The sequence below is a fragment of the Sphingobium sp. SG1 genome, assembly GCF_057063145.1.
Genome location: NZ_JBVVOJ010000001.1, coordinates 469,798 through 491,451, shown reverse-complemented (window position 1 = coordinate 491,451; position 21,654 = coordinate 469,798). Strand labels below are relative to the sequence as shown.

Annotated in this window: 32 protein-coding genes and 2 tRNA genes; 26 read left to right on the top strand and 8 right to left on the bottom strand. The window is 55.0% G+C overall.

All coding sequences use genetic code 11. From position 1 onward, the window contains the following. Positions 1–203: 203 nt before the first annotated feature. A complete protein-coding gene (locus tag AC0KVN_RS02935; RefSeq protein WP_483655644.1) occupies positions 204–644 on the bottom strand; it encodes a hypothetical protein in 441 nt (146 codons plus the stop codon). A 46-nt stretch (positions 645–690) separates the two neighbouring features. Between AC0KVN_RS02935 and AC0KVN_RS02930 the strand changes: the two genes are divergently transcribed. From AC0KVN_RS02930 to AC0KVN_RS02840, 19 genes are all read left to right on the top strand, one after another. After that, on the top strand, positions 691–1,158 hold the full coding sequence (locus tag AC0KVN_RS02930) for a hypothetical protein (protein WP_483655643.1): 468 nt from the start codon (positions 691–693) through the stop codon (positions 1,156–1,158). 17 nt (positions 1,159–1,175) lie between these two features. Further along, a tRNA-Arg gene (locus AC0KVN_RS02925) sits at positions 1,176–1,252 on the top strand. 4 nt (positions 1,253–1,256) lie between these two features. Continuing rightward, positions 1,257–1,334, top strand: a tRNA-Arg gene (locus AC0KVN_RS02920). Positions 1,335–1,352: 18 nt separating this feature from the next. After that, on the top strand, positions 1,353–1,979 hold the full coding sequence (locus tag AC0KVN_RS02915) for a hypothetical protein (RefSeq protein ID WP_483655642.1): 627 nt from the start codon (positions 1,353–1,355) through the stop codon (positions 1,977–1,979). 55 nt (positions 1,980–2,034) lie between these two features. Further along, on the top strand, positions 2,035–2,277 hold the full coding sequence (locus AC0KVN_RS02910; protein ID WP_483655641.1) for a hypothetical protein: 243 nt from the start codon (positions 2,035–2,037) through the stop codon (positions 2,275–2,277). Positions 2,278–2,505: 228 nt separating this feature from the next. Continuing rightward, positions 2,506–3,060 carry a hypothetical protein gene (locus tag AC0KVN_RS02905; protein WP_483655640.1) on the top strand — a complete coding sequence of 185 codons (555 nt, stop codon included), beginning with the start codon at positions 2,506–2,508 and terminating at the stop codon, positions 3,058–3,060. Further along, on the top strand, positions 3,044–3,427 hold the full coding sequence (locus tag AC0KVN_RS02900; RefSeq protein WP_483655639.1) for a hypothetical protein: 384 nt from the start codon (positions 3,044–3,046) through the stop codon (positions 3,425–3,427). The genes AC0KVN_RS02905 and AC0KVN_RS02900 overlap by 17 nt, the downstream gene beginning before the upstream one ends. A gap of 41 nt (positions 3,428–3,468) precedes the next feature. Continuing rightward, on the top strand, positions 3,469–3,657 hold the full coding sequence (locus tag AC0KVN_RS02895) for a hypothetical protein (protein WP_483655638.1): 189 nt from the start codon (positions 3,469–3,471) through the stop codon (positions 3,655–3,657). 1 nt (position 3,658) lies between these two features. Next, the gene (locus AC0KVN_RS02890; RefSeq protein ID WP_483655637.1) at positions 3,659–3,880 is read left to right on the top strand and encodes a hypothetical protein; all 222 of its coding nucleotides are present in this window, start codon (positions 3,659–3,661) and stop codon (positions 3,878–3,880) included. Next, positions 3,877–4,383: a hypothetical protein gene (locus tag AC0KVN_RS02885; protein WP_483655636.1), complete on the top strand. Its 507-nt coding sequence runs from the start codon at positions 3,877–3,879 to the stop codon at positions 4,381–4,383. Before AC0KVN_RS02890 ends, AC0KVN_RS02885 begins: the two co-directional genes overlap by 4 nt. Next, entirely contained in the window at positions 4,373–4,678 is a 306-nt protein-coding gene (locus AC0KVN_RS02880) for a hypothetical protein (protein WP_483655635.1), read from the top strand. The genes AC0KVN_RS02885 and AC0KVN_RS02880 overlap by 11 nt, the downstream gene beginning before the upstream one ends. Then, positions 4,675–4,917 (top strand): hypothetical protein, encoded by a 243-nt coding sequence (locus AC0KVN_RS02875; RefSeq protein ID WP_483655634.1) that lies wholly within the window; start codon positions 4,675–4,677, stop codon positions 4,915–4,917. Before AC0KVN_RS02880 ends, AC0KVN_RS02875 begins: the two co-directional genes overlap by 4 nt. A gap of 127 nt (positions 4,918–5,044) precedes the next feature. Continuing rightward, positions 5,045–5,308 carry a hypothetical protein gene (locus AC0KVN_RS02870; RefSeq protein ID WP_483655633.1) on the top strand — a complete coding sequence of 88 codons (264 nt, stop codon included), beginning with the start codon at positions 5,045–5,047 and terminating at the stop codon, positions 5,306–5,308. 43 nt (positions 5,309–5,351) lie between these two features. Further along, entirely contained in the window at positions 5,352–5,696 is a 345-nt protein-coding gene (locus tag AC0KVN_RS02865) for a hypothetical protein (protein WP_483655632.1), read from the top strand. A 294-nt stretch (positions 5,697–5,990) separates the two neighbouring features. Continuing rightward, positions 5,991–6,347: a hypothetical protein gene (locus AC0KVN_RS02860; RefSeq protein WP_483655631.1), complete on the top strand. Its 357-nt coding sequence runs from the start codon at positions 5,991–5,993 to the stop codon at positions 6,345–6,347. 34 nt (positions 6,348–6,381) lie between these two features. After that, entirely contained in the window at positions 6,382–6,786 is a 405-nt protein-coding gene (locus tag AC0KVN_RS02855) for a hypothetical protein (RefSeq protein ID WP_483655630.1), read from the top strand. Between the two features lie 14 nt (positions 6,787–6,800). Beyond that, the gene (locus AC0KVN_RS02850; protein WP_483655629.1) at positions 6,801–7,418 is read left to right on the top strand and encodes a hypothetical protein; all 618 of its coding nucleotides are present in this window, start codon (positions 6,801–6,803) and stop codon (positions 7,416–7,418) included. Continuing rightward, positions 7,411–7,878 carry a hypothetical protein gene (locus AC0KVN_RS02845; protein ID WP_483655628.1) on the top strand — a complete coding sequence of 156 codons (468 nt, stop codon included), beginning with the start codon at positions 7,411–7,413 and terminating at the stop codon, positions 7,876–7,878. Before AC0KVN_RS02850 ends, AC0KVN_RS02845 begins: the two co-directional genes overlap by 8 nt. Before the next feature lie 252 nt (positions 7,879–8,130). After that, positions 8,131–8,481 (top strand): hypothetical protein, encoded by a 351-nt coding sequence (locus tag AC0KVN_RS02840; protein ID WP_483655627.1) that lies wholly within the window; start codon positions 8,131–8,133, stop codon positions 8,479–8,481. Positions 8,482–8,500: 19 nt separating this feature from the next. On the opposite strand, the gene AC0KVN_RS02835 is transcribed toward AC0KVN_RS02840, so the two are convergent. From AC0KVN_RS02835 to AC0KVN_RS02825, 3 genes are all read right to left on the bottom strand, one after another. Continuing rightward, positions 8,501–8,998, bottom strand: coding sequence for a DUF7694 domain-containing protein (locus AC0KVN_RS02835; RefSeq protein ID WP_483655626.1), 498 nt, complete (start codon positions 8,996–8,998; stop codon positions 8,501–8,503). A 3-nt stretch (positions 8,999–9,001) separates the two neighbouring features. Next, entirely contained in the window at positions 9,002–9,484 is a 483-nt protein-coding gene (locus AC0KVN_RS02830; protein ID WP_483655625.1) for a DUF4262 domain-containing protein, read from the bottom strand. A 172-nt stretch (positions 9,485–9,656) separates the two neighbouring features. After that, a complete protein-coding gene (locus AC0KVN_RS02825) occupies positions 9,657–9,875 on the bottom strand; it encodes a hypothetical protein (RefSeq protein WP_483655624.1) in 219 nt (72 codons plus the stop codon). A gap of 87 nt (positions 9,876–9,962) precedes the next feature. Here AC0KVN_RS02825 and AC0KVN_RS02820 point away from each other — a divergent pair, with 87 nt between their 5' ends. Continuing rightward, a complete protein-coding gene (locus AC0KVN_RS02820) occupies positions 9,963–11,438 on the top strand; it encodes a hypothetical protein (protein ID WP_483655623.1) in 1,476 nt (491 codons plus the stop codon). A 149-nt stretch (positions 11,439–11,587) separates the two neighbouring features. Here the strand turns inward: AC0KVN_RS02820 and AC0KVN_RS02815 are convergent, their stop codons facing one another. Next, a complete protein-coding gene (locus AC0KVN_RS02815) occupies positions 11,588–11,839 on the bottom strand; it encodes a hypothetical protein (RefSeq protein WP_483655622.1) in 252 nt (83 codons plus the stop codon). Positions 11,840–12,631: 792 nt separating this feature from the next. Between AC0KVN_RS02815 and AC0KVN_RS02810 the strand changes: the two genes are divergently transcribed. The 6 genes from AC0KVN_RS02810 to AC0KVN_RS02785 all read left to right on the top strand — a co-directional run bounded on the left by AC0KVN_RS02810 (position 12,632) and on the right by AC0KVN_RS02785 (position 19,941). Beyond that, positions 12,632–12,793 carry a hypothetical protein gene (locus AC0KVN_RS02810; RefSeq protein ID WP_483655621.1) on the top strand — a complete coding sequence of 54 codons (162 nt, stop codon included), beginning with the start codon at positions 12,632–12,634 and terminating at the stop codon, positions 12,791–12,793. Between the two features lie 1,259 nt (positions 12,794–14,052). Then, the gene (locus AC0KVN_RS02805; protein ID WP_483655620.1) at positions 14,053–15,234 is read left to right on the top strand and encodes a PcfJ domain-containing protein; all 1,182 of its coding nucleotides are present in this window, start codon (positions 14,053–14,055) and stop codon (positions 15,232–15,234) included. 14 nt (positions 15,235–15,248) lie between these two features. After that, entirely contained in the window at positions 15,249–15,737 is a 489-nt protein-coding gene (locus tag AC0KVN_RS02800) for an NUDIX domain-containing protein (protein ID WP_483655619.1), read from the top strand. A 7-nt stretch (positions 15,738–15,744) separates the two neighbouring features. Beyond that, positions 15,745–16,629 carry a hypothetical protein gene (locus AC0KVN_RS02795; protein WP_483655618.1) on the top strand — a complete coding sequence of 295 codons (885 nt, stop codon included), beginning with the start codon at positions 15,745–15,747 and terminating at the stop codon, positions 16,627–16,629. 94 nt (positions 16,630–16,723) lie between these two features. Then, positions 16,724–18,988: a DEAD/DEAH box helicase family protein gene (locus AC0KVN_RS02790; protein ID WP_483655617.1), complete on the top strand. Its 2,265-nt coding sequence runs from the start codon at positions 16,724–16,726 to the stop codon at positions 18,986–18,988. A 5-nt stretch (positions 18,989–18,993) separates the two neighbouring features. Further along, complete coding sequence (locus AC0KVN_RS02785) at positions 18,994–19,941, top strand: hypothetical protein (protein WP_483655616.1); 948 nt, start codon at positions 18,994–18,996, stop codon at positions 19,939–19,941. On the opposite strand, the gene AC0KVN_RS02780 is transcribed toward AC0KVN_RS02785, so the two are convergent. The 3 genes from AC0KVN_RS02780 to AC0KVN_RS02770 form a co-directional block, all read right to left on the bottom strand. Beyond that, entirely contained in the window at positions 19,927–20,709 is a 783-nt protein-coding gene (locus AC0KVN_RS02780; protein ID WP_483655615.1) for a DNA-methyltransferase, read from the bottom strand. The two genes, AC0KVN_RS02785 and AC0KVN_RS02780, sit on opposite strands and share 15 nt — an antisense overlap. Before the next feature lie 138 nt (positions 20,710–20,847). Then, the gene (locus tag AC0KVN_RS02775; RefSeq protein ID WP_483655614.1) at positions 20,848–21,063 is read right to left on the bottom strand and encodes a hypothetical protein; all 216 of its coding nucleotides are present in this window, start codon (positions 21,061–21,063) and stop codon (positions 20,848–20,850) included. A 330-nt stretch (positions 21,064–21,393) separates the two neighbouring features. Beyond that, positions 21,394–21,645, bottom strand: coding sequence for a hypothetical protein (locus tag AC0KVN_RS02770; RefSeq protein WP_483655613.1), 252 nt, complete (start codon positions 21,643–21,645; stop codon positions 21,394–21,396). Between the last annotated feature and the right edge of the window lie 9 nt (positions 21,646–21,654).

The window sequence follows — 21,654 nt, the reverse complement described above, 5'->3', positions numbered from 1 at the left end:
GGATTGGTTTTCGATGACAAAATCAAAGCTGAATTAGACAAATGTATTCTGTTGTGCTGTCGGTGCCATCGTGAATTGCATGCAGGACAATGGAATATTTCGGGCCTGTAGCTCAAAGCGATCAGAGCAGACATTGCCCCACGGGACCGCTCGTGGAATTGGCCGTCACGGATATGGGTAACGCAGCCCATCGGGTCCACCATCTACCACCAATTATAGGTTTCAACCTCGAACCCCTCACCGTAGATTTCCGACAGGGCTCGATTGCGGTGGAAGATCGCCAGCCATTTTTCGTCCGTAAAAGGTTCGGGCTCTTCGTCCCCTCCTTTCACTGCAACACAGGCATCGAACCTACCCGGCTTGTGCAGCATTAGGGTGAGGAAATCTCCGGGGCGCTGGGTGACCGGGTTTTCATAGACGTCCCGATGATACATGTCATTCTGGTGCCAGACGATGAGCGTGCCATCTTCGTAAATGAGCGCGCGGGCATCAAAGCCGCCGATACACTTCAATATGGTTCCGGCCGAGGGTCGAACGAACACGTCGGCTTCTCCACCGTCTTCATCATACGTGATCCGGGCGGAGGCTTTTGGGAAGCGCGTTCCGATGTCAGCTTCAGTGATGATGTTGATGAAATTGCGCATCTGATATTTATTGAAACCGAAGATTGCGCCTCCCTAGCGTCGAGGCATGATAGACATATTTGATGACCTCGAATTCGAGCCCCATACCCTTTATCATGTGTCGCCGAAGCAGTTCGACTTTCCTTGTCGCCAGAAGATTTTCGAGGCGCGGGAATGGAGCCGGTGGCACGACAATGGTGTGTTGGGACTGTGGTGTTCGACGCGTCCGGCGACATGTGCTGGCTTCGGCGCTCATGTTTATGAAGTAGCGCTACATCCTGAAGCTAAAATCATCGGCTTGAGTTTGTGTCAGTTTCAGAGACTCACTTCCGATATGGAAGATTTCACCGATCTTATCGCCTATCTTTGCGCTAAAGGTGATGTCGCATATATCGTGGACGGATGGGATAAGGTTGGCGAAGTCATAATTCTGAATTTCGACTGTATCGATGCTTTCAGAGAAGTTTCGAAAGAGGGTCTAAAAGATATCGAGGTTGCTCTTTATTCTAGTGACATTCGGTCTCGATTTCGTTAGTTCATCGATTTCACGCCGGTCTCGTAGCTCAACTGAACAGAGCGCAGCCCTCCGAAGGCTGAGGCTCCGGGTTTGACTCCCGGCGAGACCACCAATGCGCGCCCGTAGCTCAACTGGAAAGTAGCACGGACCTTCTAAGTCTGGGGTTGGGGGTTCGAGTCCCTCCGGGCGCGCCAAACTTTAATAAATATCCGATGAGAGAGTTCATCACCATCGTCGAGGCCGCAGCGCCGTCCCCCACTACCCCGGCCGAAGAGCGTGCCCGCTTCTATGATAGCGAAGACACTTTCATCCGATCTCTCGACAGCGCATATCTCGACATCCTCTATCGCGGTCACTTCGATGGCGCTGTGGGGAACGACGTGTTCATGACCGATTATATCGGCCACGCCCTGTCTTACGCCGATGATGAGATCGCGAATGTCGACGCCTTTGAATATGATCCCGGCACGGTGATGCACTTTAGCGATGCTCGCTTCGAGCAGTTTCGCCGTCATTATGCCCGCATGGATGAGGATGAGTTTGCTGAGGTCTATCGTCAGGCCGTGCATGGCCACCGCTTTTTCAATGACAGCATGATTTCTGCTGTGTCCGCGCTCATCACCGGGGACGAGCCATTCGATGAAGTGAGTATGGATCATGAGCGGATGGACCCGCTGGTGCCCTTGCTTCAGCAATATGCGCGTAGTGCCGGGGCGAACATCATCGCATTTTTGGGCGGTGATTATAACGGCGACGGTCAGATGGAATATGTCGTCCACGACATTTCGCAGCTTCGTGATCTACGACAAGTTTACCGGGCGGCTCACTCGCAGAATTAAATTGCATCGATCTCTATCCCTCAAATATATCCAAGGCATATTTGAGGGACACATTATGAAGAAGCTGATTTTGCTCGCGCCGATGGCGCTGCTCGCCGGTTGCAATGCTCCAGTCGCTGAATTTGCGACACCGATGTGCCTCAAGGGCGTCCGTTACGTCATCACTGGTCGGATTTATAAAGGGGTCGACGGTCGGGCCTATCTGGGGAGTGACAGCGCGCGCGTCGTCGAGGTCGGCAAATGCGATGACAAGGCCAACAAGCCCGATGAAGTCGTTGTTTGGGAGGATCAGGGCTGATGCGCACGGTTCTCATGCTGGTCGCAGCGATGGCTTTGGTCTCGTGCGACGATAATACGACGAACGCCCGGCGCGTAACTCAGTTTTCCCATCGCGTTTGCGTAGGGGGCGAGGAATATGCCATCTCTGGGCAACTGACGAGCTATACACAATCGCGACCAGACAGGGCGCGATATAGTCCGTATGTGGGCGACGTCCACGCGGTGCAGCTTGGAAAGTGCCCAACGCATGTGGCGTGACCTCAAGACCGATCCACCAACTGGTGATCGTCCCGTTATCCTTTTCCCGATCAAGACCGATGTCGGGATTCTCTATCAGGCCTCCAATCCCGAATATGCGCGGGTCAATGGTATGAAGCACGGATACACCTCGTGGATGGAAATCCCCGAGCATCCAGAGGAGAGGGTGGTTGCGGATGGGATTACGAGGTGGAGTGATGAGTGCTATCGCGTGCAGCAACTTTATGACCCGCTGATCGATCGGCTTCATGAAATGCTCGCAAGTGACGATCTCCCCCTTCCTTTGGCTGTGATCGATACTGCCATGGAAGTCCTTGCGAGCATGGTCGGTTATGGGATCGCAGTTCCGTTGATGACATGGGATGCCGAGGCAATCATTTTGCTCTGGAAACCCGATGACGCCCACACCGTGGCGCTCACGATTACCGAGGATGAAGTGGGTATTGTTACCCGCCGCGATGGCAAGCGGGAGCGCATGGAGCCTTCTATTTCGATTTATGACTTCGCTTACGAGGATTTGAAGAACTATGTCGGACCTGCCTGATTTGAATTTCGATCCCCGCCCGCTGTCGGGTGCGCGTGTGCATGTTCCGGAGGAATTTGGTTGGTCGCTTGAAACTGCCAAAAGCTTCGGCCGACAGGTTATTGAGCAAGCCATTCTCGCCGCCCGCGAACTGACCTATCAGCACCGCAAGGTTTTCGTGTTGGGGCTCCATGAGGAACACATGGTCCCGGCCGTTCCGGATGCCCCGGTGGCGTCACTGATCGTTCGCTATCCCCTCAAGGCCGCGATGTGGTTCGCTGATGTGGTCGTGCTCACGATGAACGATGGTTCGGTGAAGGTTCTGAAGTCGCGGGGCGATGACTATCTTGAACAAACCAGTTTCGCCTATCTGTTGACTGAATCATAATTGGTGGTATGGTGGGTCTGCATTAGATGGAGGTAATTGATATGCAGACCTATCGTAACCGTGCACAGGCGGAGCGTGCGATCAATGATGCGGGCCTTTCTCAACTCCCGGCCACGTTCTACACCATCGCGGGGCGGGTCACGGTCAAGCTGACCTGTTGCAGGCTCTCGGACTACAACACCGTCATCGATCGCGGCTTCGACGCCGAACTGTCGGAACTGACCCACTGACATGACCGATCTCGTGCTCTTCCTCGGGCGGTCGATCCAGAAGCACGTCCGCAGGCTCAAGACCTTCGGCTACTCGCATCCCCCTATCATGGATGGGGGTGATGCGGTGTTTCGGGTGATGAAGGATGGCCGGACTTTCCGCGTCACCGTTCATGAAGTATCCCTCGATGAGGAATTGGATGCCGCACGGGCGTTCGCAGAGAGTAAAGGGATGGCGACGTGATCGAAGAGTTGCGCAAGCTCAATGAGCTTCTCACCGCGATGTGCGACACGGGGGCTGCGAAGACGGAAGCCATTTCGCGCCTCAATGTCGACTTCAGCAAAGAGGCGGATGCGGAAATCAATGATCTGACGCGGGCGAGGGAATATGCCATCGCTGCGTTCGCTCTCCATGCCGAAGAAATGCAGGAGGTGCTTTCGCGTCTCCTCGTTCGTGAGGCGGAACGGCGGGATGACCAACCTCTGATCCGGCAGCAGATCGATTTCGTCATGCCCACTCTGGAAACGACGAGCGAGCGCGGGTTCAAAATCGTCGACGTTGAGGATGGGGGCGCGGCGCGCATTTTCCAACCCGACGTCGACGATGGCGCTGTGATCACCGGCGATGACGATGGTCATCTCTTCGTTCGCATTCAGTCATGGGATGAGGAAACCAAAGAGCATCCGCTGTTCACGAAAATGATGGGGCGGCGGGTCCGTCTCATTCTGGAGGCATATGGTGACTGATCAAGAACGGGAAATTGCGACGCTGCGGGACGCCCTGAGCCTCATTTCGTCTGGCCCTATTGGTTTTCAGGGGAAAGAGTTCACTTGGGCGCAGGTCGTCGCAAACCGGGCTCTACGAGGCGAATGGACTGGGGAAGTCAGAGACATTGTTCCGGAAACTGCGGACACTGAGCGTCAGGCCATCGTTGCTTGGTTGCGTGGTCAGGCTGGAAAATGGCATGGCGTGCATCCGCACACGGGTGACTGTCTCGCCTATATGATCGAGCGCGGCCAGCATCGGGTGGAACCGTCATGAACGTCTATCTGGTTGAAATGTTCGACGACAATGGCATCGAAAAGGCCCGTTCGTGCGGGGTCCAAGCGGTTGCCGCTTCGCTCGATGCCGTCGATGCGTGGGCTCGTGAGACATACAAGGATGCCCGGCGTTGCGAGCATAACGATCGCGCGTGGAACATCTGGATCGATGGGAAGGAATCCGATTTCGTTCTCGTCGCCATGGAGCACACGGTTTACGGCATGGAGGAAGTCATATGATGGAACGGATCGCTGCCGCGCTGAAATCGGCTCGTTGTGGTATGTGCTTCGGTAAGCGCAAAGTTCGGGCCTATCGCGGCCCCACATCGACGCTTCCGTGCCCGGTGTGCAGCGGAAAGGACGACTGATGGTTCCGAAGCTCATGATGACCCGCGACTGGCGTGGTCGTGGTCAACTGGTCGTCCAACTGCATGTCTCGACGAAGGAAGCCCGGCGGTCGGGTAACCTCCAGTATGGCACGCCGGGTCGCTACCTGTTCAGGGGCTTCTGGTATGGCTCTGATGCCCGCGCTGTGGGCTCCTACGGTAAGTGCGTGGGGAGGGTAGGGCAGCCAGTCGGCAAGGTCGTCGGCAAGCGCCTGAGCGCCTATCAGCGCCGCAAAATCAACTAGACGTAACGAGGATTTGATGTCGAACTATTTGAGAGATCAATTGATGGAGCAGATGGCCAATCCGCATCTGGTCCTTTTCTACTGCATCGCGAACAACAAGGTCTTTCGGATCAGCCGCATTCCGACGCCCGGAGAGGTCGCGTGGGCGTTTCATGACATCGACTTCATGGGCTGCGCCAGCGGCGGGAACTACCTCTACGATCCCGCCGACGTGATCGAATACGCCGAGCGCCGCATCGAGCAGTTCAGGGCTGGTCGGCTCTATACCATGATGCTGAACCGCGCTGATCCGGAAGATGATTTCGGCTGGAAGACCGAGTTGCACCGCGATCCGGCCGTCACCCATGGCCGATCCGTCGAGCGGCTGCTCGATCAGTTCGATGCTTGAGCTTCTCCACCCCATTGTGTTCATGCGCCGCTATGCTCGCTGGCATAATGGGGTGTGTGTCGGCTGCGGTAGCGACGCGGTTCAGTGGATTCCTGAAGCGCCCGGTTCCTCTTCCGGGCTTCATTGCGACGATTGCCACACGATCTGGTCGAGGATCAGGGGTAGGGTGGTGCGCCTCAAGGGATATCGATGCAAGTGCCCGCGCGTGAAGCGCTTGCGGCATTTTTCTTGGCTCCTCGCGCACATTCGGCTCAAAGGCTGGCTATAGTGTGATGAACACGATGGAGGAATGCCATGTCACGCACTACCAAGCATGTCGAAAAAGTCACTCTCACACCGGCGCAGATTAGCGCAACGATCAATGCGATCGAGTTTGTCCTCGCTGGTGATTGGGACGAGCATAGCCACGAGCATGCGCCGGAGGTGTATGAACGGGCCGCAACGGCTCTGCGATCTCTACAGGGGAAGGTCGTGACGTCGAGCCTGCGCTCGGCTCTCGATGCCGCGAATGAGGCATATCGCGCTAGCGACACGCTCGCGCGGCAATATGAAAGAGAGCGGGCTGGTCTGTTCGCGCGCATCCGGGAACTGGAGGAAGACCTATACCGAGCGGAACAAAAGAAATTGCATGGGGATGAGGTGGCATCCTAAACCAGTTGTGGATTTGACAAACTGGATTTGAGATTTGGACGACAGTGACATTGAATGGGACGCGTTGATCAAGAGCCAGAGAGCGAAGAGACTCCAGCGTCTATATCGTGAAAAATCTATCCATCACTCCCTCTTCGCCATGATCATTGGCGTCGACGATGAGACTTTGGATGAAATTCTCGCGGGAAACACGGATCGGGTTAATCGACACCAATTGGGGGACGGCGCTGACAATATCGAGCAACACCCCAGAGAATGGTCTGCTGACACTCGCAAGCTCATGGACATTCTGTTCAGTATCGTTTCAACCATTCATTCAGAGCAGAAGTGGCTCGCCGATACCGATCGCGAAGTCCTGATGGAGTGGGTCAGGCAGCAGCTTCGCGGTTGCGGCTTTCCGGTCTATCCCGTTGGATCGTCGTGGGGTAGCTTGATTTAATTGAGGAATTTGAAGTGACATATTTGAGCTTTGTTCGATCGCATGATCTCACGTCTTGGGTTCCGAACGGCGCGAACTCGGAAATCGCGATCTATGAATTCGAGGATGATGACAGCCAGTGTCTGGGTAGCATTTCTATTCGCTGGTATCCGGGATCGGACATGCCGCGCGTGGAAGTAGGACAGGACAGTTGGGCTCTTCTCAAGCGCGTTGCTGACAATCTCCATGCGATTGATATCTTCAACGACGGTCTTCCCTTGAAGCCGGAGGAGGCCGTGACGCAGTTGCTCGATATCGGCGTTGTTGATCACACTCCGCTCATGATTATCCGGCCGCCATCGTCGGGCCTGTTCGATATCGTCCGCTGGTTTGGCCTGCGGGTCAATGATGGGCGCAGCAAGCATAAGGTCATGCGTCATCTCAAGACCGAGGTGCGTGAGCTTCAGGACGAGGTCGACGGAGCTATGGGTGTCGATGGCATTCTGGGAGAAGCCGTCGACGTGATGGCCTGCTGCTTCGATCTCATCCATCTGGACAATCCCGCGACCACCATGGCGGACATTGAGCGCGTGATGGTGGCAAAGTGCCAGAAGTGGCTCCGCAAATATGGTCGGGATCAGGCCAGTGCCTGACGCGAACGAAATCATGGAAGCAAGGGCGCGGATCAATCCGACTGCGCCTTTACTGTCTGATCAGCAGCATCGGGAGGCGGCAGTCCGCTACTATTTCGACGAGTATATCGGCGACAGCCTCTATGCCGTTGATATCGCGGTAAAGCTGCTGGCGCGCTTCGCTGACCAGATCGCGACCGATCCAGAACTGGAAAAGGACTATCGCTACTTCCTGCGTCGTGCGGAGGGCGCGGCAGCCCAGTTCGAGATCGAGGATATCGTTGCGCATTCGGTCGAGAAGGTCGGCCCATACCTGCGTAATGGTCTGATGGCCTCACATTGTGGTGACTGCACGGCGCATCCGGCGACTTGCACGCGATGCTGGGCCGAAGGCTATTATGACATCCCGTCGAGCAAATCGTGGAGCGGTAAGCACGAGGGGTGGCGGCTGTTTCATCTGGCCCAAGCAGGTGAGAAATGAGCGCGTGCGACACATGCCCATTCGATTGTAGTGATGCAGTCGAGCAAGCGATCAATCTCGGGTGCGTCCCATCGGTCTACGAGATCATGAGCATCAAGCGGGATAGTGGCAGGAACTGGGGCTGTCATTCGGCCGAGAAAGGGGAGCAGCGCATGTGCTCCGGGTTCGTTCGCGCCTGCCGGGAGACTGGTCTGAATTATCGAGAGGGTGATCTTCTCACCTATGATGAATGGTATAGCGTAGGGGTTTGATATGAAGACGAAATTTGAAGTTGAGACCTCGCTGGTCGATCGCCTGCGTGTCGCGGCGAAGAATGTCGAGGGTGCCCGCAATCATGCGTCAACCGGTCATTTGGCCGGGTGGGAGCATCATACGATGCTTGAGGCGGTCGACGCGATCGAGGCGCTGAACGACGATATGGCTTCGCTCAAGCGCACGCTGGATCGTATCCCGCCGTCGTGGGCGCGCGCGATCGCCGATGAGAATGATGGCCCGCGTGAGCAGCGTTTGCTCAACCTGCTCGGCTGGGCGGCGCGCCGTCTTCCTCAGCCCTATCGGGATTATCTGAGCCGGGAAGTCCCTGATCTCGTCATTGATGCCTGAATGATAGTGAAGGGGTGGCTTAGGCCGCCCCTTCTTCTATCGGCCGTTGGACAGCACCGGCGCGGCTATCATTCACCTTCCCACCAATGGTCCACCCAAACGGCGCAGTGACTTCTGGGTCGGCGAACACGAACAAATGGTAGGAATTGGCCGTGTCGACAACGCGGCTCTCGCGCGGATACAGTTCCAGCGCCTCATGGTCCGTCCCAACCAGTTCATTTTTGATCCGCTGGAGGTCCCGCCAATCGTGAACAGGCGCACGATCGACGCGCTTGATCGACAGGTGGATCATCGGCGGCCAGTTATCGCCCACCACTGGGTTGCGATCGATATTCACCTGATAGCGGCTGTTGAGCCATACCTCGTTGGTTTCGACCCACGCCATGGCCTTCTTCATCTCAGCATAGGACACGCCGAGTTCTCGGGCTCGCTGCTGAATGTCGGCCTTGGATAGCTTGGGTAGCGTACTGCGCTCGAAACTGGTCCAAGCCCGAAGCTCAACAGGGATGTCGTTCATGGATCACCCGTTCAGCAAGGGTTGTCGCGCGGAGAAGCGGTCTTCAAACAGCGGATCGCCGGGGAAGCGGCCTTGCGTGTCTGGCCAAATGATCTGAAGCGCATAAGGGGCTGCCACCTCGGCTTTGACGCGTTCGATACGCTCGAATGCAACCTTGAAGTGTTCGACCACATGCCGATCATGAACGGCACCAATTTTGGTCGGCATGGTGGCGATATCGTCGAGCAGGTCACCATCTTTGATCATGCCATTGGTCTTGATATGATCGACCACCCGATTGAGGATAGCCATCGACGTCGGGCCGGAAAGGCCGAACATGATTAGCTCAGGCATGCCCTTTTCCCACAGGCCTGCCGTATATGCAAATGGGGGATCGGCCTGAATACCCATGACGATATGCCCCGCACCATCGATGACCTGATCGATGTGCGCATCAACCTCTGCTGGTTCACGCCCGCAGCTAAAGCAATCGTCATTATGCATCATCGGCCCACTTCTATCACGCCATTGGGTCCATAGACAAAAATGCCCGCACGAGGCGGGCATTTGAGACAAATCGATCAGCTATTCATAAGCCATAGAGAGAAGGAAGCACGATCATGCGTCTCTGAAACTGTATTTAGTGTAGAGCCGTGATGGTGTCAACCCGAATTATGAATTATTCCGTTTCAACGGCGGTGAGCATTTTGTCGAGTTCCTTGTCGCTGCCGCTGATGAACAGGTCGGCCATCCGCGTGAGCGGGAGTAGCATTTGTTCAAAGTGGCTCAACATGTCGTAGGCACGCATCAGTTCCTGTTCGAGATGTTCCCGAGGGGCTTCGGCGACCGGGATAGACTTGCCCTCGAAGACTGTTTGATATTCCTTGGCATCGCGCATTGTTGTTCTCCAGATTGACTTGAGCCACCATATATAACGGACAATCCAACGCAAACATTAATGCGGCTGCCATCTGATAAATAGTGCATGCGCCTTACCGAACTCGAAACTCCGAATATTTTGGTCCGTGACCTGATCAACGCCCTCCGCTCCAAGTTCAACCTTGAGCAAAATGGTGGCTCCCGGCGTGTCTACACGGTTGGTGGCACCGGCGATCTGGGTGTCGTGTTTGCAGTGAACCAGTCGACGCGCGCAATTGGTGTTTCGTGGACGCGGGGTACCAAAATCGCGCAATCGGTGTATATCTGGAACATCCTCGATGTCGACAAGTCGCCAGACTATGTGATCGATCTGCCGGTAGATGCTGGATTGGAAGAGACCGTGAATCAGCTTGAGAAGTTCATTCGTTCACCTCGGATCGGAGTGATCGAGAGCGCGCTGCGTGAAGCATCTGCGCCTGCACCGGAGAATGACAACAAGAATGCCGCCGACAATGGTGAGCAGCAGGAACTGGAGACTTTGAAGAAGGTCGCCAAGAAGGGTGGCGTTGTTCTGATGGCTCGTCGTGCCAATGGCACTTTCTTCCAAATTCCCGGTCTGGAGCAAATTCTCGCACGCGTTGAACGCATGGTCCGTGCCGACGAAGTCGATACCGGTAAGGGCACCATGGAAGAGCAGTATCTCGACATGGAGGAGAAGGTGCGGATGGTCGCCAGTGGCGGCACGCGCCATGCCAAGTCTCTCATCATCACTGGTGCGCCGTCGGCTGGTAAGACGTTCCGAGTCATGAAGGTGCTGAAGGAACTCGGCTATAATGTTGGTGACGATTTCATCAAGAAAACTGGCTCCCTGACGGCCGCAGCGCTCTATCGGACGTTCATCGAGCAGATCGACGGCCTCACGGTTCTCGATGACTGTGACTCTGTCTGGGGCGACCCCAATGGCGTCAACATGATGAAGGGCGCGCTCAACACCGAGCCGGTCCGCGAGGTCAGCAACGATAACAAGCACACAGTCAACACGGCCGCAATGAAGCCCGAGAAGCGTATGCGGCTGGTCGACGCCATGTCGCGCATCCTTCGCAGTGAGCCGCTGTTGGGTGATCTCGAACTGTTCGCGCATCAGATCAAGGGCGGGCTGCTCAGCGACAAGGATGAAAGTGAGGAGGCGTTCGACGCCGATATCCAGAACGTCCAGCGCATCATCATGAACCGACTTCCGAACCAGATCGACTATCGCGGTCGGATGATTTTCATTTCCAACCTCGATGCGTCGGAACTGGATCAAGCCATGCTCAGTCGATCATTCCATATCCACATGGAATTCGGTGATGATGAGATGCTCGACTTCATCGAGACGATTTCGGACAAGATCGAGGAGAACGGGCTGGAAGATGGCGCACGGCCGCTGACGCAGATGGAACGTGATGAAGTGATTGGCTTTGTGCGTGAGCGTCTCGCGACCCATGGCTTCAAGAGCCGGGTCAATTTCCGCTTCATCCAGAAGGCATTCGATTATCGTCGCGGCCTCAGTGTATGGAAACGTAATATCGCTGCGATGTGATTGACAATGCGAGAGGGTTTTGCGAAATGCGCAAGCGTGTCTCGTTTTAAATGAGATGGCGGGAAATTTCTGATCTCTATCAGGCGTTTTCCGAGGCTATTTCAAATCGTTAGTAGATGATCAGATGAGGGTGCCCATGAAATGGGTGCCTACGACAACCGATTCAAGATCAGCACCTTCGCGAGCGGGATGAGGGTGCCCATAAAATGGGTGCCTACGACAACGAGCATCCGCTGGGCCGTATGGGCGCGGGCGATGAGGGTGCCCATGAAATGGGTGCCTACGACAACAGAAATCTCGGAGTGACAAACCTCTCCCCGGATGAGGGTGCCCATGAAATGGGTGCCTACGACAACATGTAGGCGGTAGCCGCGCTGTCTGAATACGGTGAGGGTGCCCATGAAATGGGTGCCTACGACAACTCAAAGCGGCAAATGCGGCTGCGGAAGAGGGGTGAGGGTGCCCATGAAATGGGTGCCTATGACAACTCGATCGTTATGGCGGGATCGTGGATGCGCAGATGAGGGCACTCATGGAATGGGTGCCTACCACCACTTCCCAGCCCCATCAATTCGTCGACGGAATGATGAGGGTGCCCATGGAATGGGTACCTATGACAACAGATCATCTCCGACCGGGTTACCGTCGTAGGATGAGGGTATTCATGACGTGGGTGCCTGTGATAAATCTGTAGGCCGACCAGCAACGATGCCTGATATATGAGGGCACGCATTTCATGGGTGCCTATGACAACTCGACATTCGACGAAGGTGCGAAGCACTGGGATGAGGACACCCGTGAAACGGGTGCCTACGACAACTGAAGGATCGCACGCGTCGCGCGCGATATGATGAAGGGTGCCCATGAAATGGGTGCCTACGATAATCCATAAACGATCTCTCCCGTGGGTTTGGGAGATGAGGGAACCCATGAAATGGGTGCCTACTACAACTGAACGTTTGTTCCTGCCTTCAGGCCGCCGCATGAGGATACCCATGAATTGGGTGCCTACGACAACTATGTAAACGGCCAGTTTTTCAGTGGCAGCGATGAGGGTGCCCATGAAATGGGTTCCTATGACAACAGAAAGCCGCGTCAACCTGATGGCGCTCGGGATGAGGGTGCCCATGAAATGGGTGCCTGCAACAACTTGAATTCGACCGACCCGGCACAGCCTTTTGATGAGGGCACCGTTGAGTGCCTACGACAACCGCTCGGACGAAGGCCCACATATTGCCGACGATGAGGGTGCCCATGAAATGGGTGCCTACGACAATGGGAGGGATCGCCGATCGCTTCCCGCGTATGAGAAGGGTGCCCATGAAATGGGTGCCTACGACAACGTCATCTATTGATCATATTGAGGTCTGACCGATGAGGGTGCCCATGGAATGGGTGCCTACGACAACCAATTCGGCCTCAACCTCTTCCATGGTCAGATGAGGGTGTCCATGAAATGGATGCCTACGACAACTGCGGATCGATCCATGACTTCGTCCGGATGATGAGGGCAACCATTCCATGGTTGCCTACGGCAACAAACGTCCCCCCGCATGGTCATGGTCGTCGGATGAGGGTTGCTCATAAAATGAGTGCCTACGACAACTAGCGCTTCGATCGACCGGAAATACTTTCGTATGAGAGTGCCCATGAAATGGGTGCCTGCGACAACGTCTCGTTTGATCCTAGACTTTCGTTCTGAGATGAGGGGGCAATGTTTGGCTCCTACAAAAATGGATAGGTATATGGGTCATCGTCGACCGTTGGGAAGGGCACGTTGAATGTGCCTACAACAACTACACGGCTAAGCCATCGGCCTGTGAACTGATGAGGTTACCCACGAAATGGGTGACTACGACAATTTCTTGGCCGAACGGGCCATGCCAGCTATTGATGAGGGAACCTATGTTTGGTGCCTACGACAATGACACGGCATTAGCCTGCTAATATGCAGCAGATGAGGGCGTCCATGAAATTGGTGCCTATGACAACAACGACATCCACACATCATATGCTTTCCGCAATAAGGGTGCCCATGAAATAAGCACCTACGACAACCATTTCTTTCCATAGTTCGGCTGGTCACTGATGAGGGTGCTCATGAACTGGGTACCTACTACAACTCTCGCTGATCGCGATCCGGGCAGAATAGCGATGAGGGCACCCATAAACTGGGTGCCTACGACTACTGCGGGCCGAGCAAAACTGGCATGAGATGAGATTGGGGCACCCATGAATTGGGTGCCTACGACAACAATCCTATCCCTGTCCTCTGCAATAATCCCGATGAGGGTACCCATGAAATGGGTGCCTATGACAACGTGAAACGCACGGTCTGTGCGGTATCGGACGAGGAGGACACCCATGAAGCGGGTGTCTACAGTAATTAGAAAAGTTTGGGTGGTAGGCCAACTACGAACCACCAAATATAATTGACATGCGATCTGATCATCTACTAAAAGGTGGTATCACGGGTGATGGGGTCGAACCCATCAGGTCAAGACGGCCGTCTGGGGTGCAGGTTTTCTAGGAGCCAAACCCTTTCCACGCTTGGTGACAGCGGTTCGAATCCGTTGGCGTAGAGACCAGCCCGTGTCACTATTTGAGGCACGATATGAAACCCCGCAGCAAACTTCAGATGATCAAAGCACGCGAAGCCGAAGACGCTCAGGCTGTGATGCAATCTCTGAAGAGTGGTTCGCAGCGGATCGATGAAGCCGCTCGTGCGGCTGCCCGCACGCCACTGGAGATCGGTCGGGCGCTGGCAGACAAATTCCCCGATCGTCTTGTGCGCTCCCCTGATACGTTCAATCGCCCGCTCAAAACACGCGATCATGATGCGATCGGGCTGGCCTATGCGCAGCATATGTTCGAGAGCTTTCCCGTTCCTCGCCATATCCGTAAGGTGTGGATTGACCGGCAGCCTGCCGGGCTCAAACATCCCATGCATCGGAAGCAGACGGGACGTCGCCGCTCGATCAGCGCCGGTGAAGTCGATGCCTATGAATTGATCTTCGAGAGTTATTTCGCGATTGCGCAGGGTCGTTCGCTGTTCAAGGATATCTTCAAAGGCATTCTGACTAAGAAGGAGACGCATGTCCTCGCGACATGCCCCTATGACCTCGGTTACTCCGAAATGCTGGTCTATGCCGTTGCGCGGACCAATGGGAGTAATTCTGTCGCGCGATCGGTTGCTGCAACCAAACTCTCCAGTTTTACGATCTGGTCGGATTTCTGGCGAAGCGTCATTCGCTATTTTGCGGCAAATCCTCTACCGGTTCGCGAGGTCAACGATCTCGTCGATTACATCCAGCATCGCTATGATCTTGACCGGAATTTCTCCCTCAAGGGGCGGTCGATCCTCATGCTGAAGCGCGGCCACGAAGAGTGGGTTCGCGAGATGGCGCGCACCAAGGCTTTGGGTAACGCAGTGTGGGCCGGTATCGATGTGAAGGACAGCCAGTTCAAGACACGAAACGATAAGCACGAATGGCTCGTGCGGGAAATCCTGTCCACTAAGGAACTGGCTGCCGAAGGCACCAGCATGCGGCACTGTGTCCTGTCCTATAAACCGCGTTGTATGGCGGGCAACTGTGGCATCTTCACCATGAAGGTGCGTGACGGTCGCAAGGGGCATGATTGGGAACGCGCCCTCACGATTGAGGTGGATGCACGCAATGACCGGATCGTCCAGATCAGGGGCTTTGCGAACCGTATGGCCCGCGATTACGAGATGGAGGCGGTTCGTATCTGGGCCAACGACAACCAGTTGCAGATCAATCGCTACGCTGCTTAAGACCAAGGTGACATATGATCGTCCATATCGAATATGACCTACCCTATCTGCCTTTGCCCAACCGGGCTGAGTTCGTTCTCACTGCGGAGGAATCCCCGGCCGATTTGACCAGCACTGCATTCATGCTGGCGGTCTCTGCTGATGGGGTGGTGATGGCGAATAATGCGCGTCGCGGTATGGAGTGTTCCGGTGGCCATATCGAGCCGGGGGAGACGGCGAGGCAGGCGGGTCATCGCGAATGCGATGAAGAGACTGGCTGCACTGTCGAAGATGATCAGCCAATCGGCTTCATTCGCATGATTTCCGAGGGGGAAGCTCCGGAGGACTGGCGCTACGCCCATCCCGTCTCCTATCAGCAATTCTACGCTGGCAGGATGGTCGCTCAGCGTCCTTATGAAGACAATGACGAATGTGCGCAGCCGATCGTGGTGAGCGACTTCACGAACATCGAGCGGGCTGATATCAGGGTCTTTGGTGAAGCAGCTTTGGCTATGTTCCGATAAATAACCCATGGACCTCACTGCCCTTTTTGAAGCCCCGATCACCAATTGGACAATCGATTCTGATTTCGATCAGAACGAAGCCGAGATGATTTCCAAGTTCACCGGCTATGAAATGGATGGAAAGCATTTCTCCGACGTGGATAAGCGGGCGATCCGTGACCCCGGCGTCATGCAGGCCGTGAACAAAGCGTTCGGGCGCACGTCCGTGAAATTCTCGCTCTATTTCTGGCAGAGCACGACGCCGAACTATGATCCCACTTCATTCATCGGCCACGTCGATGATGCGTGGATCGTGCGGAAGCTCGGTGAGAAGGCCGCCACTGCAATCAAGGCACAGCAGACGTCAGATGCCATTACGATTGTCCTGACGAACAATCTGTCGGACGAGCACAAAATCACTCTCAAAAGCCCTTGGGCGGTCGCGCATCGCATTGCTCACGCATTGATGGGCGGCAAGCTCGGCAGCGATGCGGGATGGGAAGTGATGGCCATGTTCAAGCGCTTCATCCGCACGCTGGTGTCTCAGGCTTATGGAACGCAGTGGCCCGATGAGAGCACGGAATATGGCCGGATTTTCGCCAACGACTATGAGGAAATCTACGGCAAGCTGATCGGTCATCAGCTTGGGACCATGGCATCGGCGCGCAAGGGGGCGCTCGTGAGCCAATATGAATGGTTCTACGAAACGTTCGTCCAATATATCATCACCGGAAGGGTCACATTGAACCCGCTGCGGGAGGTGTTTGACGAACTCGACCCTGACAGCAAACTGGTTGCCGATCCTCGCAAGCGTGCGCGCGTCCAGCAAATTTGGAGCAACTTCCCCAGCAAGATCGAAAAGGCGTTCGATCTCATGCTGGAGAGCGCTAAGGGCGAAGTATTCGTCTGCTGATTTTAGTGAATAAAGTGTATTGAACACTTCATCAAACGTGGTATAGCGGGCTCACATTTGAGCAATACCACATTTGATGAAGAGAGATTTGATAATGAGGAAGGCACCGGAAGCCCGTCGCGCAGTCTCCGAAGTTGAAGCCGCACCCAAGCTCGATCCCAAGCTGCTCTCGAACAGCCCTTTTCGTAACCCTCGCGCAAAGTTGCTGGGCGATACGGTGAATCGCCCAGTCATTAGTGAAATGCTGGAAGAATATGATACCCGTATCGTAAAGGTGTTGAACGATGCCGCCAAGCGACACGGTCTCGATGATCGCTTTGAAATTCGGAAGGCACAATTGCCGCCGAAGGGGCCGGTGCTCACGCACATGTGGGAAGCATACAATCAAACGCGGGATGACGGCATGTTTCGCGTTCTTCCGGGTTCTCTCGTTTATTCGGACAAAATCGATGCGGCTTTGCGTCTTAGTAAGGCCGTTCGAGAGAACCGCGACGTGCTGTTCAGTGCCCCGACCCAATCGGGTAAAACCATCACGGTGATTACTGCGGCTGCGCATCATGCAATGTGGTGCGCCAAGTTCCGCCCCGAAGAAATGTCGGTGATCGTCAATCCCACCCGCCTTACTGGCGACACTGAAACCCAGCGGGATTTTGAATACTTCAAGGCTCTGCACGGCTCGATCCAGATCAAGGGCTGCGAAAGCATCTATGATCTCGTTGGCGCAGACGATTTCGTGCCGATGATCCGCAGGTCGTCGGTGCGCAATCTCGATCTGGTAATCGAAGCCGCCGTCCAAAACGGCAAGACGTCGATCGTTCTTTTCGTGGATGAAGCCGACGAGGCGATCGGCCGTAATTCCATCTTGGCGCGTATGATCGCGCGCCTCGAAGGCGAAGGCTTTGACGTTCGGTTGGTGTTGATTACTGCGACGACCTATCATTTCGATCGGCTGCGTGCGCAGGGCACCTTCGCCGAAGTTGAAGTCAAGATGGCGGCGAACAGCGGCTATTTCGGCTATTTCGAAGGCAAACAGTTGCCAGTAAACAGCTATTCGAAGCTCGCGCGCTTGACCAAGCATTCCATTTGGGAGGATTTTACCCTTACCGATCTCCGGACCCATCTGAAAAAGGCATCCAAGACTGTGCCGGTGCAGATGGTGCGTTCACTTGGAGTGGCGCTGGCGGACTTGCTTCTTGCCCCTCCGACATGCAAAAATGCCAAGAGGCTCGGCCTCAATGGTATGGCCTTCAACGGCGGGCAGGGCTCATTCGTTCGGTTTGACACTGCTGAACGCACGAATTTCTTCAACAAGCATGCCGTCCCTATTCTGGAGGAACGTGGCATCAAGGTGCTGCAATTCTCTGAGCGCGATAATTCGAAGCAGACCCTGTCTGCATTCATCGATGCTTATCTCGAAGAAAATCCTGACAGCTATTTTATCGTGGTGGTCAAAGGTGCCGGTCGACGGGCAGATCGTGTGCCTCCGGTCATCAAGATGTTTTTCGACTTCACTTTCAAGTCCAGCCAAACTGCCGCCGAGCAGGGCACGGTCGGCCGTGCGACCGGATACACGCCTGACCGCGTAGTTTTCCTTAGCGATTACAACGCCGAAGCTGTTGCCCTCAATCGTCATGACTATGCGACCAAGGGGCGTCGGATTTCCCGTCCGTCCATCGGTCCCAACACCCGCCACGCATCGGAGTGCAACCACATGGTTCGTCGTAGCACCGCCTACCTCGATATCGCCGCCGCTTCCTATCCGACTCTCAAGGCGCGCCTTGAGGCCGCGATTCTCGCTAATATCACCACCGAAGAGGGCGGCATCAACAAGACCAAGCGCGCTGTGGCGACGTCGCGTCTCCGGCAGGCCAAGGGGATCGCCAACCCTGAAAACCCGTATGTTGCCTTGTTCGACGGCAAGCCGACCGCATTCTTCGATTTCGTGGGGCTGTTTGCTCCTGAACGTGACGCGATCAACCGCGATCTCCGCCGTCTGCACGGCCCTGATGCCGAAATGCTTCTGCCGGGTGATTCCCAGCAGCGGAACGACCTCGAAGGCTACGAGTGCTTCGATCACGGCTTTGGTCGGATCGAGTGCCGCAACGACGGCCTGTATCAGACCAAGGGTAAGATGCAGGAGCGGATCAAGTCGCGCACCAATGATCGCTGGACCGAATGGGACGGCAAGGTTCGCCGCCTCCAGATCGGTTTCAACCAACCCGACGGCGGCAAGCTCGAAATCGCTCGTATCCGGTTCCTCACCACCAAGGTGATCGATGCCTATTCGATCGAGATCGACAGCGGCACCGCGCTCACCGAAGCCGACTACAACAGCTACTTCCACGATGCTCAGGGGTGATCGGCATGTTCGACAATCCAGCCAAGGCCGGTGCGCGGGCGATCCTGCGCACCAATCTCCCCAAGCCGCCCTATTCTAGCCTGTTGGCGCTTTCCGGTCCCGAAGCGCTGTGCGTCAAGGATATGCTTGAGAATGATGTCATCGTGCCGTCGAGCAGCATTGATCTGGTCGAACGTAATACCAATGACATTTTCTCGATGGCGCGGCTACGTGACGAGTTGGTCCACTCCGGGCGCTCTATGTCCGGCAGGATCAACATCTACGGGTCGGACATCGAGGAATTTTCACCTCAGCGTTTCTATGACCTTGTGAACCTCGATCTGATGTCGACTTTGACTCGGGGCATTGGATTGTGGGCAGAACGCAGCCTCACGCCCAATCTGCTTCCCGGTGCGGTGGTGATGTTCACTTTCACTTCGTGGTCGCGCGGGTGTCCATTTTTCAACTGGTTCAAGGACCATTACGCCGAGCTTTTCCCGACGGAAGCCGAAGTGGTCGGTGAAATTTTGAGCGATCACGCGCCGTCACCCGAGGAGGTCGCGTTGGCTATGCTGATCTCGTTCATTTTCTCAGCCCATAAGTTCGATGATATGTCGATGTATCGCTATGGAGGCAGCGGAAAACGGTTCAATATGGTGTGCTTCCGTGTCGACGGCATCACGAAGCGTGGGCCATCGATCTGGCCTCGTTTCAGCCACTGCGTCGAGCTATACGAGGAGCACAAGCGTGCCAAACGGAAGCCTTCGATTGTTCTGCGTGCGCTCCCTTCCATCCGTGATCGTTTCAACGCATGGCTGTCGGAGAGCCATATGACGGTGAAAGAGGAGAATGGTCGGGAAGCGCTGTATTACTATCGCTCCCGTGTCATCCTCTGGCGGAAATTCCGCACGCTGCGTGAGGTCATGCACTATGTGGGTTATCCGCATGTAAGCGGCCCATCACGCAGGCGGTAAATCATCGGAATAGTCCGTTTTGAACGCTTCTATCCGCTCACGCGACTGTGCGAAATAGGCTTCGTCCCGCTCGATGCAAAGCCATTTGCGGTTCGTTTCCATGCAGGCAATTGCAGTCGTTCCGCTTCCTGAGCAATTATCAAGAACCAGTGCGCCTTCGTCCGAGTATGTCCTGATGAGATATTCAAACAAGGCCACTGGTTTTTGCGTCGGGTGAATGATGCCCTTTTTCGATGCATTCGAAATCGTGATGATCGAGGTCGGATAATACTCGTTGTTGAATGTCTCATGCTCAGCGATGGGATTGTAACATCCCTTATCGTCGCGCTTCCCGCCTTTTTTTCTCGGTTTCCCCCTCACCTCCATAATGGGGTTATAGGTCGATTTGGCCTTCGAAAAGACACAAATGTCCTCATGCCGACGCAGCGGTCGGTTCTTGGCGTTCTGAAATCCGGTCGTCCCGACTTTGTCCCACACAAGAGAATAGCGGAATTCCTTCGGGTTCGACGATATCAGCGCGCTTGTGAACGGTTGCGCTGACGTGAGGACAATTGGGGCATTTGGTTTGCATATGCGCCGATACTCATCCCAGAGGGCATCGAATGGGATCACCGCATCCCATTTGTTTTGTGTCGTGCCATAGGGGAGATCGCAAAGAATAAGATCGACGCTCTCGGATGGAATTTCTGCCATTAGCTCAAGGCAATCTCCCAGCCAAAGTTCACCGCTATTGTGTTTGAATTTCGTGCAGCCAGTATTATCGTCCATTTAGTATTTATTGCGATGGGAAACTCCGATCTGGTTCCGGAAAAATGTCAGCTAACGTCACAAAACGGGTTGTCTATCGCGATTTTCGTGCTATTTTGGCGGCAGAAATACAGGCTCTTTCAAAAGTTTAGGTAAAGATCAAATGAGGGTGCCCATGAAATGGGTGCCTACGACAACGCCCGTTGCGTCGGGCAGCGTGTCGGCACGAATGAGGGTGCCCATGAAATGGGTGCCTACGACAACCGCCCAGACGGTCACGGCCTTGGTCAATGCAATGAGGGTGTCCATGAAATGGGTGCCTACGACAACCCGCGCCAGTTCTGGCGAACTGATCGTCGAAATGAGGGTGCCCATGAAATGGGTGCCTACGACAACTATATTGCAGTGAAATTGATATTTCTGCGGATGAGGGTACCCAAGAAATGGGTGCCTACGACAACCGCAGCCATTCATTGCAACCGATCCAGAACGATGAGGGTGTCCATGAAATGGGTGCCTACGACAACAACAAGGACCGTTGGTCGCTACCGTCTCCAGATGAGGATACCCGTTTCGCGGGTATCTACGGTAACAAAAGGGTCGTTAGCCCTCCGAATATGAGGGAACCCTATCTGGGTTCCTATGCTGAGAGAACATGGGATTGATTTAGAAAATAGCCCGCTGGAATGATCCAGCGGGCTATTTTTAGTGCTTGCGATAAACGCCGCGTCTAATTCTGGTGATCGGTCCATCCCCGGCCTGATGACCGCGCTTTCGCGCGGCGTTCTGGAGTTCGACCAAGGCCCATGACATCGTGTTCGTGGTCAGGCCTTCATAGTCCGCCATCAGATAGGCATGGATGTCCACTGATTGGTAATCCCTGCCCGGCCGCATGTAGGCGAGGATATCGGCGTGAATATCGCTGGATGACCATCTATCCAGATTGGTTTCTGCCATGATCGTTCC